Raw genomic sequence first — 15,952 nt, forward strand, 5'->3', positions numbered from 1 at the left:
ATTTGCTGCTAAAGATGGCCTCAGGCAATTGTTAAAAGCGGAATAAAGTCTGTAATTTGGGCCCGCAAAATAGGCCGTAGGGCTTTTTTTGTCTAGCGTTCATTTAATGGGTTTGGGCCATTTGGCCTAGCGATGTGAAGGGGTGGCCGTCAGGCCAGACCGAGCCGCCGCAGGCGGCGAAGGGCCGAGCGAGCAGCGAGCCCCGAAACGACAACAAGTCCTTTAGGACGCAGTTCGATGACCAACGGGAATAACCGCCGCAGCTTGGCTGCGGAGGCCCCAAAAAATAAGCATTAATATATGAGAACACAATTAGCTATTCATTTTTTTATGTTTTTGCTCTTGGCGGCGGCTTGTCAGCCCAAGGCAGAGCCAGAAAGCCAAGAAGAGAAAACGGCTTTTACTGTAGACCGAACCTATTATTATGTTCGCTATTTAGAAGATAGCAAAGAGTTGCAGGCCGAGGCCCGCTTTCAGCAAGATACGGGCAGCTTGGTTCTGCCAGATAAATTGTATTTTGAGGGGCAAGCTATGCAGCCCAAAAAGTTGCCTAAAATTGGTTGGGAGTATCGCTACCATGAGCGTCCTGCTAAATTTAAGGACTGTTATCACTTTAGTTATGCGGGCGCAAGCGATACGATTTGCTTCCCTAGCTATAGTAATTTTGCTCTAAAAACGCCAGCGATATCTTTGGCTACTGGCGGCTTGTTGGCCTGGGAAGGGCAGCCTTTGGGGCAGGCCGAAAGTTTGGTCCTTTTGTTTGAAGATAGCAAAGGGCAGTCGAAAACGGTGAATCATGTGGGCTTGACCCGCGGCAGCCAGTTTGAGATTCGCCCCGAACACCTAGAGGGCCTAAATGTGGGCCCAGCTAGCCTGCGCTTGGTACATAAAAGTACCGTGATTCAGAAAGTAGATGGGCAAGTAGAGGTGATTAAATTAGAATATTACCGCAAAGTGTTAAAAATTGAAATTGTAGACTAATGTATATAGTAGCAGAAAAATATTTGGTCACCTCGGATGTCTTCGATAAGCAGTTTGTCTGTAATTTAGATGCCTGTAAGGGCGCTTGTTGTTGGGAGGGCGATTTTGGTGCGCCTCTAGAAGAAGCCGAGGTAGAGACCCTCAAAGCCATTTATCCCCTCATTAAAGATCGCCTGACGCCTGCGGGCCAAGCCGCCATTGAAGAGCAGGGCGTGGCCACGCATAGCGAAGAGCAAGAGGGCTGGGCCACCGCTTTAATTGATGGCGGTCCCTGTGCCTTTATTCATTATGAGGAGGATGGCCGTGCCAGCTGCGGGATTGAAAAGGCCCATAAAGAGGGCATTATTGATTATCTCAAACCGGTCTCTTGCCACCTTTATCCTATTCGAACGAAGCAATTACCCGATTTTTTGGCTCTGAACTACGACCACTGGGATATTTGCTCGGCCGCTTGTAGCTTGGGCGAAGAATTAAAGGTCCCCGTTTACCAGTTTCTCAAAGAGCCTTTAATAAAGGCCTTTGGTCCCCATTTTTATGAAGAACTAGAAGCTATGGCTGATTATCATGCCCAAACGGGCGAACAGACCTAGCAATCTCTCACCTACTAATATTTGCAAATGATTGCACTAGCTGGAATTATTGTTTTGGGAATTTTGGCCCAATGGGTAGCTTGGCGCCTGCGCCTGCCCGCTATCCTCCCCCTGATTTTAATTGGCCTTTTGGTGGGCCCTATTGCCGAAATCTGGACCGGCCACAAGTTTATTGAACCCGTTTTTGATTACCTCTTTGAGGCCAATGGCAAAGATCTTTTGCTGGATGAACACGGACACCCACAAGGCAATGGGGGACTTTTTCCCTCTGATGTCCTGTTCTGGTTTGTCTCTTTGGCTATTGGGGTGATTCTCTTTGAAGGTGGACTGACCCTGAACCGCCATGAAGTAACAGGAGTAGGACCCGCTATTGGTAAATTAGTGACCCTAGGCTCGGCGATTACCTTTATTGGTGCGGGCTTGGCCGCTAAGTTTATCATCGGCCTGCCTTATGATATTGCTTTCCTCTTTGGGAGTTTGGTCATTGTTACTGGCCCCACCGTCATTGCGCCCATTTTGCGCAATGTGCCCCTGCGGCGAAATATCTCGACGGTCCTCAAATGGGAGGGAATTCTTATTGACCCCATTGGGGCTTTGGTGGCCGTTTTGGTCTTTGATTTTATTATCTCGCATGAGTCGGAGGGCTCTTTTGGAATAGAAGCCTTTAAGGAGTTTATGGGAATTATCTCGGTGGGCTTTACTTTTGGCATCGGTACGGGCTTTGGCTTTTATCAATTGCTCAAAAGAGATATGATTCCGCATTATTTATTGAATGTGGTTTCTTTGGCCTTGGTGCTGGGCGCTTTTGCCCTTTCCGATATTGTGGTGCATGAGTCGGGCCTACTAACCGTGGTGGTGATGGGCATGACCCTGGCCAACCTCAAGGTGCCCCACTTCAAAGAGCTGCTTTATTTTAAAGAGTCTTTGACCGTTTTGCTGATTTCGATTCTCTTTATTGTCCTTTCCGCAAATATTGATGGCGAGCAGCTATTGCTCTTGGCCGATTGGCGCTATTGGGCGCTCTTTGCTGTGGTGGTTTTGGTCCTTCGCCCGCTTTCTGTTTTTGCCTCTACGGCCAAAGGTGGCTTAGATCTCCGAGAAAAGCTCTTTATTTCTTGGGTAGGCCCTCGCGGAATTGTGGCAGCGGGTATTGCCTCGCTTTTTGGGCTCAAATTGGCCAATTATGGCTATGAGGAGGCCGCACTAATTACGCCTTTGGTCTTTATGATTGTGATGGGAACGGTTTTGCTGAATGCTACTACGGCCCGCTTGGTGGCTAGGTTGCTGGGCGTTACCCTACAGCAATCTAATGGGTTGCTTATTGTGGGGGCCAACCCTGGCGCTCGACTGATTGCCAACTATTTACAGAACCATGGGCGGCATGTGGTCTTGGTCGATCGCTCCCCAACTTTGGTCCAAGAAGCCCAAGATATGGGCCTCAAAGCCATTGAACAGGATATTATTGAGGGCAATCTGGAGGAGGAGCTGGAGCTCCTCGATATGGGCTATTTGTTGGCCCTTACCCCCAGCACGGCGGTCAATGATGTGGCCTGCAAACGCTATAAAGAGGTCTTTGGCGAAAATGGCACGTTCCGCATTGTCTCTCAGGCCGAAAGCCAGGGCCAAATTGATCTAGCCGATGAGGCCGCCTTTGATATCAAAACCGATTATATCAACTTTTTGGAAACGGCCCGAGACTATCCGAATATCCGAGAGTATGTTTTGCAGTCTCAAGAGCAGTTTGAACAAATTTGCCAACTGAGCTGCCGCAATACAATTCCGCTCTTTATCCGTAAACCCGATGGCGATTTCCATTTTGTGCGGGCCAACCAACCCCAAAATGAACAGGTCGAAGCAGGCGATACGCTGATTTATATGGGCAAAGAAATTGAAGCCCCCAGCACCGAAATGGTCGAGGAGCTAGAGGAAGCTTAGGCCATAAATTTACTGCAATAGAATAAAGACAGTCTCTGTTTAGGGACTGTCTTTTTTTTGGGGCCTCCCGCCTGCGGCGGGCGCTACGTTGCGCAGCTCGCTATTCGCTCGGCCCTGCAGCGCTAAAGCGCTTTGGTCTGGCCTTCGGCCACTGCTGCACATCGCTAGGCCGCTCATCTGTCTTTTTCCTTTTAGCTTTTTTCTTTGGTGGCTTGGGAGTTTTGGGCCATGGGCTGAAGCCCATGGTTGCGGGTCTATGCAAACTGGCGGGCTAAAGCCCTTGTTTGCTATAAATGATATGGGCCGATGGTTTTAACCATCGGCTCATTTTTATTGTGCTTAGTATGGCCGCTTTTGTATGCTGTAGGTTTCAACCTACAGGTATATATATCGATCCTACAGGCCATTTGTAAAAGGGGCTAAGCTATTCGCAATTTGTGAAATGGCAATTGTAAAGTGGGGGATGCTATTCGCAATTTGTGAAATGGCAATTGTAAAGCGGGGGATGCTATTTGTAATTTGTGAAATGGCAATTGTAAAGCGGGGGATGCTATTCGCAATTTGTGAAACGGCAATTGTAAAGCGGGGGATGCTATTCGCAATTTGTGAAATGGCAATTGTAAAGCGGGGGATGCTATTCGCAATTTGTGAAATGGCAATTGTAAAGCGGGGGATGCTATTCGCAATTTGTGAAATGGCAATTGTAAAGCGGGGGATGCTATTCGCAATTTGTGAAATGGCAATTGTAAAGTGGGAGATGCTATTTGTAATTTGTGAAACGGCAATTGTAAAGCGGGGGATGCTATTCGTAATTTGTGAAATGGCAATTGTAAAGCGGGGGATGCTATTTGTAATTTGTAAAACGGCAATTGTAAAGCGGGGGATGCTATTCGTAATTTGTGAAACGGCAATTGTAAAGCGGGGGATGCTATTCGCAATTTGTGAAATGGCAATTGTAGGGACTGTTCATGATTTTGTGTATTAGAATAAAATTTGGGCCTTTAGCTTGTTAGGATTTGGCCAATAGTTGCCTAGGGGCTTGTCCCTAGGCAGCAAAAGAGGAAACACAAAATTTTAAACAGACTCTCTCTTGGGCCTAGAGGCGGCGAAGCCGCCGGCTGAGGGATGGATAAGGGGGGCCGCAGGCCAGACCAAGCCGCTGAAAGCGGCGAAGGGCCGAGCGAACAGCGAGCCCTGACACAGCCCGACCCGCCCAAAGGGCGGGGCAGCCCCAAAAAAACAGTAGAAATAAAACTTAAAGAGAAATTGCTATTTGGCTTAGTTTTTGACTTTAAGAAATTAGTTTTTAATGGTTTAGTGAAAGGTTTTTTTCAAGAAAAGAGAGTTAAACAACTCGACTAAAGCGATTCGGTGGCCTCCCGAATCGCTTTTTTTTGTCTACTTTTTTATCTTAAGGGGCAAATTTTATGATAAAATAAAATCAGGAACAACTATGACGTATAGATGGACGGCCCTTTCGATCTTTATTTGGGCCCTATTGAGCTGCTCGACAATTTACGCTCAGGAGAATACCAAGCTGAGCAATAAAAAAGACGGGGGCTATATTTTTACGCTCCTCAATGATATTGAGGCCACCGAAGTGCAGAACCAAAACCGCACGGGGACCTGTTGGAGTTTTTCGGCTCTATCCTTTTTTGAGTCGGAATTGCTGCGGATGAAAAAGGGCAAGCACAATCTTTCGGAGATGTACATTGCTCGTCGGGCTTATTTGGATAAGGCCGTAAACTATGTGCGGATGCACGGCAACTTTAACTTTGGGCCAGGTGGTGCCTTTCATGACATTCCCTATGTGATTAAGCGTTATGGAATTGTGCCTCAGGAGGTTTATCAGGGCTTGGAGTATGGTATGGAAACGCACAACCACTCGGAGCTCAACAATATGTTGGAGGCCATGGTCAAAGAGGTGATTAAGGCCCCTCAGAAAAAGCTTACGCCCTCTTGGAAAAAGGCCATCAATGGCGTCTTGGATGCTTATTTGGGCGAGGTACCCGAGGAATTTGAGTATCAGGGCAAAACCTATACGCCGGAGTCTTATGCCAAAGAATTGGGTTTAGATATGGATGATTATGTGGTGATTACCTCTTTTACGCATCATCCTTTTTATGAGTCATTTGTATTGGAGATTCCGGATAACTGGGCTTTTGGATCTACCTATAATGTCCCTTTGGACGAGCTAGTAGAGATTACCAACAATGCTTTGGAAAAAGGCTTTGGAGTAGCTTGGGCCAGTGATGTATCGGAAAAAGGCTTTTCTTATCGCGATGGCTTGGCGATTGTGCCCAAAGATGAGCGCACAATTCGCATTAAGGGCCGTGACAACCGCAACTTTAGTGATGCGGGGGCAGAGAAAATTGGTTCTGCCTTTGATGAGCCCGTAGAAGAATTGGCTATTACGCAGGAAATGCGTCAGGAGGCTTTTGACAACTACGAAACAACCGATGATCATGGCATGCACTTTACGGGTATGGTAGAAGATCAGCGGGGAACGAAGTACTACATTGTGAAAAACTCTTGGGGAAAAACCAATGATTGCGATGGCTACTTCTATGCTTCGGAGGCTTTCTTCCGTTATAAAACCACCAATATTATGGTGCATAAGGATGGAATTCCGAAAAAGATCAAAAAGAAACTAGGCATCAAATAAAACTGTCTGGACAGGAACTATCTGCAGGCCCGAGCAAAATTGTTTGGGCCTCTTTTGGGTTAAAGGGGCTAGTTAATCGCTGCTTTGCCCTTAAATAGGACTTAAAAAAAAGGGGGGGCTTTTGCAAGCCCTAATAGTTTTACTAAATTTGCCAACTGATGAAATAGGTCTTAGGGCCTGTCTATCTGGATAAAACAGTTTATTTAGCATCCCTCAAACCTGCAAAACGCTAGTATTTTTGCTAGAACATTGATTTTGCCAAACCAAAAAGATGAATAATTTTAAGTTTTTGAACAACCTTACGGGTTGGCTCATGTTTGCTGTGGCTGCCACAGTTTACCTACTCACGGCCGAGCCCACGGGCAGTCTTTGGGATTGCGGTGAGTTTATTTCTGCCGCCTACAAACTGGAGGTGGTTCACCCACCCGGTGCTCCTTTATTTTTAATGATTGGGCGCATGTTTGCTTTTGTGGCCGATACTTTTTCGGCGGATAAAGCCAATATTGCCTATGCCCTAAATGCGATGTCGGGATTATCGACTGCGGCTTTGGTCTTATTCATTTTTTGGTCCACTACCATTTTGGCCAAGCTCAGTTTGCTGGGCCATCGGGCGCAGGTGAGTAGCATGGGAGATAAGCTCGCTATTTTGGGTGCTGGTGTAGTGGCCGCCTTGTCTACTACTTTTGCCACCTCTGTTTGGTTTTCTGCCGTAGAGGGCGAGGTATATGCCATGTCTTCGGGCTTTACGGGCTTGGTGATCTGGTCGGCTTTGCGTTGGTACGTTACCGACAATGCCCGTTCGGACCGTTGGTTGGTCTTTATTGCCTACATGATTGGCTTATCGATTGGGGTGCACTTATTGAGCTTGCTCGTGATTCCCTTTATTGCGCTTTTGTTTTACTACAAAAAGAGTCAGGTCCGAGAAACAGAGTTTAGCAGCAACATGATGTACAACGTCTTGGCTTTTGCGATTCTGGTTGGGGTGCAGTTTATTTCTACTTTGCCCGTTTGGTTGCATGTAATCTTTGCTTTAGCTGTACCTGCTATTTATATTTATTCTGCGATTCAGGCGCCAGCCGCTGAGCGTAAGATCTGGCGGAATATGGGCCTTTCTTTTGCCATTGGCTTTGCGATTCTGATGTTTATGCAGGCCATATTTATTCCGAAACTTCCTGAAATTGCGGCTGGTTTTGACTTTACTTTTGTCAATAATTTTGGCCTTCCTTTAGGCAGCGGAATGATCTTTTTTGTTTTGGTTTTGATTGGCCTAGTGGCTGCTGGAATTTACTATGCTGAAAGCAAAAAGAACTACTATCTACAGATGGGCGTCATGATGTTTGCAGTAGCCTTGATGGGTTTTTCTACCTATTCTTCTATCGTTATTCGCGCTGCGGCCAATACGCCGATCAACATGAACAAGCCCTCTGATCCTTATAGCTTGTTATCTTATATCAACCGGGAGCAATATGGAGAGCGTCCGCTTTCTTTTGGTCCTCACTTTGCCGCCGAAAATATTGGCTATGAAGCAGGAGATAAAATTTACCGTCCTGTAGAAAAAGGCAATGGTTTCCGCTATGAGGTAGTGGCCGAAAAAGGAGGCTACAAATACAAGAAATCGGACCAGATGTTTTTCCCTCGTTTGGGCCATATGGACGAGGCGCGCAAAGCGCAGTATCGTCGCTGGCTCCATCTGGCCGATGGCGAAAAGCCCGATATGACGAACAACTTGGATTTCTTCTTCCGCTATCAGGTTGGTTGGATGTACTTCCGATACTTTATGTGGAACTTTGCGGGCCGCCAAAATGCCAAGCAAGGGTTCTATGAAAATGATCCCACCAAAGGAAACTGGGTTTCTGGTATTGGTCCTCTAGATGGCATGCGCTTGATTCCGCAGTCTAATTTACCCGAATCGAGAAGTCAAGATAAAGGCCGCAATACTTATTATCTATTGCCCCTTATTTTTGGTTTGATCGGTTTGGTCTTCCACATCCGCAGACGTCCACAAGATGCCCTAGCCTTGGGTATTCTTTTCCTTGTTACCGGTTTGGCGATTATCGTCTTCTCGAATCAGCCTCCTAGTGAGCCTCGTGAGCGGGATTATGTACTCGTTGGTTCTTTCTTTACTTTCTGTATGTGGATTGGCTTGGCCGTTCCCGCTATTTATAGCGAGCTCAAACGCTTTATGGGCCAAGGACAGGCTGGCGCAGCTGTTGCCCTTGCCCTAGTTGTTACCGCCCCTATTATCATGGGCTTTGAGAACTGGGACGATCACTCTAGAGCAAAGCATACGGGAGCTCGTGATTATGCGACTAACTTCCTCATGTCTTGTGCGCCCAATGCTGTGATTTTCACTTATGGCGATAATGATACTTATCCGCTTTGGTATGCTCAAGAAGTAGAAGGCATTCGAACCGATGTGCGGGTGGTTAACTTTAGCCTCTTGGCCGTAGATTGGTACATTGACCAATTGCGCAGAACGATGAATGAGTCGCCTGCTATTGCCATGACCATTTCGGAGGCTGCTTATCGAGGAACGGCCAGAAATGCCCTGCCTATTCAAGCTTCTGGCCGCCCCATGAATTTGGTGGATGCCGTTCGCTTTATGGGCGAAAATCATCCTTCGGGTCAGGCGCCTAGCTATTTGCCTACGGATAATATTGTGATTCCGGTAGACAAAAAAGCGGTGAGAGCCAATAAGGCTGTTTCTTCTACAGTAACGGATGAGCAAATTGCAGATCAGATTAGCTTCAAAATCAATAAGCGCCTAGTTTTCAAGGATGAAATTGCGCTTTTGGATATTGTAGGAACCAATATGGCCAATGGCTGGACTCGTCCCATTTATTTTGCAGTGACTGTTCGCCCCGAAAAATTGGGTGGCTTTAAGGATTATCTGCAAATGGAAGGGATGGCGCTGCGTATTGTGCCCATTAAAACGCCTAGCCCCAACTCTTATGCGGGAGCTATGGGCATGGGCCGCATCGAGCTGGATAGTATGTACCGCAATGTAGTTGAACGCTTTAGCTGGGGTGGTTTTGATCAGCATGAGATGTTTGTAGATGAAAGCTATGCGCCTAGTGTCCAAACTACTCAGTTTGCCATGGTTCGTCTGGCCAGAGAATTGGCCGCTGCTGGCGATAAGGAAAGAGCATTGAATGTTTTGGATAAGCTCTTTGAAGGCTTTCCTCATATGAACTTCCCCTTAGATGAGGGCTATAGCCGCTTGCAGGCCCTAGAGATGTACGCCAATCTTCAAGCTGGCGATAAGGCCGTACCTCATTTGAAGGACCTCAGCCTTACCCTAGCTGACAAGATGGGCTATTATGCTCAGTTTGTGGCGCCTTACAGCCTTGGCGAATTTGCCCAGAAGTTTGGCAGCCTACAGCAACAGTTTGATGCAAAACGGAATCAGTTGCAGCAAATGGTGCAGATGATGAACCAAGCACCCGAAAATAGCCCGCAAAAGCAACAGCTTTATCAGCAGGCGGTACAATTGAACAATGAAGTAGGACAGTTGGAGGCTCAGAAAGAGGCCTTGCTAAAGGATACGGATAATCCAGAAATGGCCACCGTCTTTAGCGATGAGCTTTCTTTGGCCATCTCACAAAGTAATTTGGTGAAGCGTCTAGCTGGCCAAATTGGGAACCAAGAGCTCCTCAATACGTACAATGAACTCTTTACGCCTTTGGGCTTTGAGCAAGCTTCTGCTGCTGCTGCGCCGGCTCCAGCTCCTCAGCCTGCCCCTGAGCAAGACAAAGAGGAAGCTCCCGAATCTATTTCTGTAGATTCTTAGGGCTTCTGCCATAGATGCAAAAAGCCAGTCTCGCTAGAGGCTGGCTTTTTTTATGCTCCTATAAGAACTGTTCTACTGCGGTTTTGGGGCCCGCGGCCAGCAAGCTGGCCGCCGCTATGCTGCGGGGCTCACAGGTCTGTTCGGCCCTTCGGGCTTCACTTCGTTTCGCCCTTGGTCTGGCCTTCGGCCACCCCTGCGCAGCGCTGGGCCAAATGGACCTTCTGCGTTTTGGTGGCTAAAGGCAGAAAGCAGGCCTAGTAATCTATATCATAAAGTCTCTAGGGGGTAGGGAAGTCCGTTTTGATTGAATCTGCAATCAGCTCTGCTTTTACAATACAGTCTTCTATCCCTCTTTTACCATCACAACTCACTACTCCCTCTCTAGGAATATACGTAATTTTAAGCCATTTGCCTTTATAAAAAGAGATCTTAGGGTCATCATTGCAGCGAAAAGATACGGGTAAACCATTAGAATCTTTAAAGTTATAACTGAGGCTAGGGCCATCACCACTACTGAAATCGATAAACTGAAGTGTTGCAGTTTGAAGCTCTGGACTACTTGTTTTAGGGGCATTGGGGCTACAGGCCGTAAATAATAGGCCGAATAAGGCCCAATATAAAATAGATCGCATCATTTTATGAGGGTATTAAATATGAATAATGATTTATATTATTCCTAATAGATGCTTCTGCTGCTTTTTCTGACGTTTTCAATAATTATTTTTTGAAGTATTAGGACAGGTATTGCTGTAATTTGAGTATAAACACTTTTTAAGCCAATATCTTTCTTGCATTAAGCCCCTTTCTCTGGCGCATCTAGTTCAGAAACATCCTGTTTTTCTGTATTATTTTCTCTCTTTGCCTGCCAGCCGCCAAAGCTTGCTGTCTCTCCTCTACAAAATCACTTCCTTCCAGTTAAAGTTGAGTTGTTCGTCAGGACAAAATAATTGGGCGTAAATAGCTCAGCCGAAGGCCTTTGAAGGCCCAAAGGGCCTCGCTCGCATCGGCCTAGCGATGTGCAGCAGTGGCCGTCAGGCCAGACCAAGGCGCTTTGCGCCGCAGGGCCGAGCAGACTTGCGAGCTGCGGAACGTAGCGCCGCAAGGCGAAGCCGCAGCGGAGGCCCCAAAACATAGGCGAAAAAAATAGAATTAAAAGGTTATTCTAAGGGAATAGGTTGATCAAGTGGTAGGTAGTCAGGACAAGCTTTCTGAAAAGAAATGCTCTTTCTTTTTATGCCCAAACTAGGGGCCGAAAAAATAAGCTGGTTTCCCAACAAACTAAAACTATGCTTAGGGTAAGGGCCAAGTAGATAGCGGCCAATCAGCTGATGCTGGCTATTAAAAACAGAAAGGCTGCTGCTTCCAAGTTGAGTACTTTGGCTAGCTATGCTATGTATAAAGTGGAGCTTGTCTTGCCCCTGAATGCTCCCCAAATAATGTAAATACAAACTACTATCCTCAGTTTGTGGAATAAGATACCACTTATTGGGGATGCCCTCAGCCAGAACTTTTGCCCAAGGCCCTGAAGCAACAGTATCTAAACTAAAGGCTAGCTCAAATAACTCATTGTTTTCGCAAAAATGAGCGGGCAACTCAACGGTTACGACTTTGGGTGGCTCCTTTTTAGGCTGACAAGCTGAAAAAGCCAAACAGAGACAAACTAGATAAAACCATTTCATTGGGCCAGATTTGAAGCAGGATGTAAAGGATAAAAACCAGAAAGTGAACAGCTGTCATAAATACCTCGCGAAGGAATCCCTTTCGCAAAACTGAGGCTGTAGTGCCCACAATCTTGCTCAAAAATTAGGGATTGGCCCAAAATGCCCTTGGGCAATAAATCAGTGTAATTTGATAGCTGATAATAGCCCAATAAGCGATTATCTGCAGCATAACAATAAAGCGCTGCATAACTCCTATGCACCCTACACTCCATAGATGCTGAAACCAGTCGCTGAACAAATTTAAAGGTATCTTGCTCTTCACTGACAATTTCCCCCAAATAAGAGAGGTAAAAATGAGGAAAATCAGTTTGCTCAGTTGATATATAGTACCATTTATTAGGGAGGCTCTCGGCCAAAATTTCTAATTGAAAAGCCGCTAACTCCTGCTGATAATTATGCTGCTCTAGCGGCAGCCGCAAACTATCTATAAAAACCGCTAGCCCTAAAACAGGATGCGGCTGGCAGTCTGCAGGAGAAACTTGTAAATAACGAATTGGACTTGCTTGCTTGGTCTGCTTTTCTTCGGCACAAGACAGCAGCAAAAGCAAAAAGAGTCCACTAAATAGAAATTTCATAGGGTAACTTTTACTGCGGTTTTGGGGCCCGCGGCCAGCAAGCTGGCCGCGGGGCTAAATTTAATGAGGGTTTCAACCCTCATCGATATATCATCGCAAAGCGATACCATTGTTGCGGTGGGTTTTAAGCTACCGAAATGGGCCTGCGGCGGCTTTGCCGCCTTAAAAATGGCATTTTGTTTAGACAGCCCTTTGGGCTGATTGGACCCGGCCGGCGGTAGGCGGCTGGCCACTTTTTTCTTTGTGCTTTAGCTAAAATTAGCCCTCAATATATTGCATTTCAGGCAAAGGGGTACCGCAAAGCCGCCTCCGCCTGGGGGCAGGCCTTGTTGGCCTTGGGGGCCAACAAAGCCTGCATGGCCTTCGGCCCTTCGGGCCTCAGCTTCTAATAATCAATATCATACAGCTTCATATCCCGACTACTTTTGGCTTTATCATTAACTAAGCAGAAATAATAAGCCGTATCTGCCAAATCAAAAAAGCCATATTCATAGAGATTATACTTAAAGGCGTTGGGGCTATTCGGATAAGGAAAAGCCTCCCTTTGGCCCTCCTGAACTAATATAATTTCATCGCTCCAAGCCTCCTTAATGATTAGGTCTCCCTTTTGGGCCTTCCTCCAAAATTTTAGGGTATCCCCAGCAGGAGGTAAAATCAGTTGTTTAGGCGTCCCAAAGGAGTCGATCACAATAAAATGAATAGAGCTACTAAACTGCCCTAGTCGTCCCTTCTTTTTAGCTAAGAGCGTCCCCTTAAAATGAATTTTGTTAATCACCAACTGTTCACAATCCTCCCTACTGATTAGATAATCCCAACGGCCCAACAAAAAGAAAAGCAGAGCCGCTATAATAGCGATTACTATAACGGCTATTGTAAGGAAAGAATCGATGTTATACACCCAATCAAGGAGCTTGTTAATGATTTTGAATGGTTTTTTAGTTGAGGACATATTGTTTGTTTGATATCATACTAGCATCACTCCTTTTCTGGACGGAAAGGCCAAGGCAGCTCCTCAGACAGCTTAAGCTTAAAGATAAAGTCTGAAAAATCATCTCCATACTCATAGATATAGTTTTTCTTCTCTTTTTCCGAAGTCCATTGAAATTCAAAATAAAACTTCTTATCGGCCAATACTCTGGCTAAAGAGTTGCCAAGACTATTACAGTCTTTACAACTGCTTTCCTCCTCACAGATCGGAATAATATTATAAACTCGATAAATAGAATCATTGGAGTTATTCTCTTTGATAAAGAATACGTAAAAAAGTGGCTGTTGTTTTATCTGTTCCCAGCGTTCTTCTGAGTTATATTTTAGCCCCTCTTCCTCTAGATTGAAATCAATATAAATAGAGGTACCTCTGTATCCAGGCATAGGAGGATAATATATAAACAAGCTCCTTGTACTATCCTGCTGCGCCTGAGCTAGCCAACTAAAAGAGAGCGAAAAAAATAGAATTAAAAGGTAGTTATTCATTGCTAGAGGGAGTTAAAAGGCTATTGTAAGCTTCTGGTTTTAATTTTCGTTGTTCTCCTTTGTATGAGTTTGTGGAAACCATTCCATATTCATATAGTTTTTCGAGGTTTTTCAAGTATTCAAAATATTTCTCTAAAGTGTTTTTGTTGTTTAATAACAAGATATCCTCATCTATGATTGGCGCAAAGTCTGCAGCATCTACTTTGCTGTGGTAGGTTAAATAATAGGCAAAAGCTTTCCCTTCTTTATTAAAAGAAAAGTTATACGTTGCAAAAGTTTCAAGGCAATCAAATACATCCGTATACATTTCTTCCATAGAAATTTTGTCTTCATCTTTTTGAGCTCTTAATTTTTGCAATTCCATTACACCTACCGCAAACTTTGCTTCAGCCTCCCACTCTCTAATAGAGCGATCTCCATCTCCCTCGCCTTGATGTCCATAATCATCTATATACCCCCCATAATAGAAGTCTTGATAGGCATGGAAGAACTCTTCAAAAATGGTATGGTCCGTATAATCTTCAGCAAAAGATATAACGCCTGCTTCTCCTTCTTTATAATAGCCATAGGCTGTAAAACGGCCTCCGACAGAAGGAGGCACTTCTGCTTGGTACTCTAAGGTATAGATACGGCCAGAGGCTGCTAAGCGTTCGTAGATCTCATTGAACAGGGGGCTATCCTTACGGAGTTGTTCAATTCGTTTTAACTGTTCTTCTGTGGCATTGCCTTTATCTATATAATCTTCTTCTTCTGGCTCCCTTTGCCCGCCAGCCGCCAAAGCTTGCTGCATCTCTTCTACAAAATCACTTCCTTCCTCCCAGTTAAAGTGGAGCTGTTCCTTATCTAAGCCTTGGGAAAGGTCAGTAAATTGAGGGATATCAACTTCCCAGTTTCCATCTAATTGTCCTTTTAGTTCTATTTGGGGAATAGGATCAAAAGGCATATGCTCTTGGAAAAAGCCCGAAATTAAAAGGCTCATTTCTTTTAGGCCTGTCGGTCCCATTTCTAAGCGATGGAGATAGGCATCGTCAAATCCTTCTGTGGCAATGTTTGGAGAAAAATAATACGGCTCTGTCAACCAAAAAAAGCCTTCTTCTTTTTCTTCTAAAGAAAGAGCTTCTCTAGCTATATCCTGTCCCAGAACATGGATATTCTCGGCTGGATTTAACTGATTGACATGGTCTGTCTGTCTGTCTGTCTGTCTGTCTGTCTGTCTGTCTGTCTGTCTGTCTGTCTGTCGTCGTACATATTACTTTATGGATATGGTTTAAGAATGAATAAATATAGCTTTTTTATATAAAAAAGCTATTAAGTAAGTAAAAATATTGCTTTCCAAAAAGAAGGCAGCTTTCGCAAAGCGAAATCTGCCTTAAGACCTAGCGCTCAATCAATTCGGCGCTTACAATAACATTGGCCATTTCTTTGGGCATATCAATGTTGCCGACTACGGCCATTTTCTGTTGGTATTGAATCTTAAACCATTTTCCTTTGAGCTCGGGGTTGCCGTCCCAGCCTTGGTTATCCATATTGGCTTGGCCTTCGGGCAGTTCTTGGGCAAACTGATAGTTGGGGTCTTCATTGCCAAAAAACTCAAGGGTTTCGCCTTGGGTATCTTTAAAGAAATAGACAGCGGCATCACTAACGAGCTCGAAAGTGACAAACTGAAACTCGCCCGTTTGCTTGGCTTCGGGGCTAGCTTCGGGGGTGGTTTCTTCGGGGGTGGTTTCCTGGGCTGTTGTGCTATTGCTTTGGGGATTTTCTTCGATAGCGGGCTTGTCGCCGCCAGAGGTACAGGCGGTAAATAGGAGGGCGAATAGGGCTAGGCTTAAAATAGATTTTTTCATTTTCATGAGGATATTAAGTAAGTGAATAAAAAGACTGTAGTTTAATATAGCGTTTTTACTAAAGCGTTAGGACCTTGGTCCAAAATAACTAGGCGCAAATAGCTGGGCCGAAGGCCTTTGAAGGCCCAAAGGGCCTCGCTCGCATTGGCCTAGCGATGTGCAGCAGTGGCCGTCAGGCCAGACCAAGGCGCTTTGCGCCGCAGGGCCGAGCGAATAGCGAGCTGCGGAACGTAGCGCCTGCCGAAGGCAGGAGGCCCCAAAAAAACAACTAAACAGAAGCGCTCTAGGCAGAAGCAGAAGATAAAAAGCAGCTTTCAAGCAGGAAGGCGATAATTTTTGAGCAAGTTCTTATATATTTGCCCCAAAGAAGAACGAAAT

General features: G+C 45.5%; 13 protein-coding genes. 6 read left to right on the plus strand and 7 right to left on the minus strand.

The annotated features are described in order from the left end of the window. Window positions 1-300: 300 nt before the first annotated feature. The 6 genes from OP864_RS11390 (at window position 301) to OP864_RS11415 (ending at window position 9,961) form a co-directional block, all read left to right on the plus strand. Window positions 301-981, plus strand: coding sequence for a hypothetical protein (locus OP864_RS11390; RefSeq protein WP_270098299.1), 681 nt, complete (start codon window positions 301-303; stop codon window positions 979-981). Further along, entirely contained in the window at window positions 981-1,571 is a 591-nt protein-coding gene (locus tag OP864_RS11395; RefSeq protein ID WP_270098300.1) for a DUF3109 family protein, read from the plus strand. Before OP864_RS11390 ends, OP864_RS11395 begins: the two co-directional genes overlap by 1 nt. A 27-nt stretch (window positions 1,572-1,598) precedes the next feature. Continuing rightward, a complete protein-coding gene (locus OP864_RS11400) occupies window positions 1,599-3,506 on the plus strand; it encodes a cation:proton antiporter (RefSeq protein WP_270098301.1) in 1,908 nt (635 codons plus the stop codon). Window positions 3,507-3,948: 442 nt separating this feature from the next. Then, a complete protein-coding gene (locus tag OP864_RS11405; protein WP_270098302.1) occupies window positions 3,949-4,491 on the plus strand; it encodes a hypothetical protein in 543 nt (180 codons plus the stop codon). A 468-nt stretch (window positions 4,492-4,959) separates the two neighbouring features. Next, entirely contained in the window at window positions 4,960-6,171 is a 1,212-nt protein-coding gene (locus OP864_RS11410) for a C1 family peptidase (protein ID WP_015693179.1), read from the plus strand. A gap of 271 nt (window positions 6,172-6,442) precedes the next feature. After that, the gene (locus OP864_RS11415) at window positions 6,443-9,961 is read left to right on the plus strand and encodes a protein O-mannosyl-transferase family (RefSeq protein ID WP_270098303.1); all 3,519 of its coding nucleotides are present in this window, start codon (window positions 6,443-6,445) and stop codon (window positions 9,959-9,961) included. A 278-nt stretch (window positions 9,962-10,239) separates the two neighbouring features. Here OP864_RS11415 and OP864_RS11420 read toward each other — a convergent pair whose 3' ends face one another. The 7 genes from OP864_RS11420 to OP864_RS11450 form a co-directional block, all read right to left on the minus strand. Next, window positions 10,240-10,596 carry a hypothetical protein gene (locus tag OP864_RS11420; RefSeq protein ID WP_270098305.1) on the minus strand — a complete coding sequence of 119 codons (357 nt, stop codon included), beginning with the start codon at window positions 10,594-10,596 and terminating at the stop codon, window positions 10,240-10,242. A gap of 522 nt (window positions 10,597-11,118) precedes the next feature. Then, the gene (locus OP864_RS11425; RefSeq protein ID WP_270098306.1) at window positions 11,119-11,640 is read right to left on the minus strand and encodes a hypothetical protein; all 522 of its coding nucleotides are present in this window, start codon (window positions 11,638-11,640) and stop codon (window positions 11,119-11,121) included. Next, window positions 11,637-12,257, minus strand: coding sequence for a hypothetical protein (locus OP864_RS11430; RefSeq protein WP_270098307.1), 621 nt, complete (start codon window positions 12,255-12,257; stop codon window positions 11,637-11,639). Before OP864_RS11430 ends, OP864_RS11425 begins: the two co-directional genes overlap by 4 nt. Window positions 12,258-12,642: 385 nt before the next feature. Further along, complete coding sequence (locus OP864_RS11435; RefSeq protein ID WP_270098308.1) at window positions 12,643-13,206, minus strand: hypothetical protein; 564 nt, start codon at window positions 13,204-13,206, stop codon at window positions 12,643-12,645. A 26-nt stretch (window positions 13,207-13,232) separates the two neighbouring features. Next, window positions 13,233-13,730, minus strand: a complete 498-nt coding sequence (locus OP864_RS11440) for a hypothetical protein (RefSeq protein ID WP_270098309.1) — start codon at window positions 13,728-13,730, stop codon at window positions 13,233-13,235. Continuing rightward, window positions 13,723-14,709, minus strand: a complete 987-nt coding sequence (locus tag OP864_RS11445; protein WP_270098310.1) for a hypothetical protein — start codon at window positions 14,707-14,709, stop codon at window positions 13,723-13,725. Before OP864_RS11445 ends, OP864_RS11440 begins: the two co-directional genes overlap by 8 nt. Window positions 14,710-15,106: 397 nt before the next feature. Further along, window positions 15,107-15,574 carry a hypothetical protein gene (locus OP864_RS11450; protein ID WP_270098311.1) on the minus strand — a complete coding sequence of 156 codons (468 nt, stop codon included), beginning with the start codon at window positions 15,572-15,574 and terminating at the stop codon, window positions 15,107-15,109. Between the last annotated feature and the right edge of the window lie 378 nt (window positions 15,575-15,952).

The organism is Saprospira grandis (assembly GCF_027594745.1).
GTDB classification, from domain to species: Bacteria; Bacteroidota; Bacteroidia; order Chitinophagales; family Saprospiraceae; genus Saprospira; species Saprospira grandis.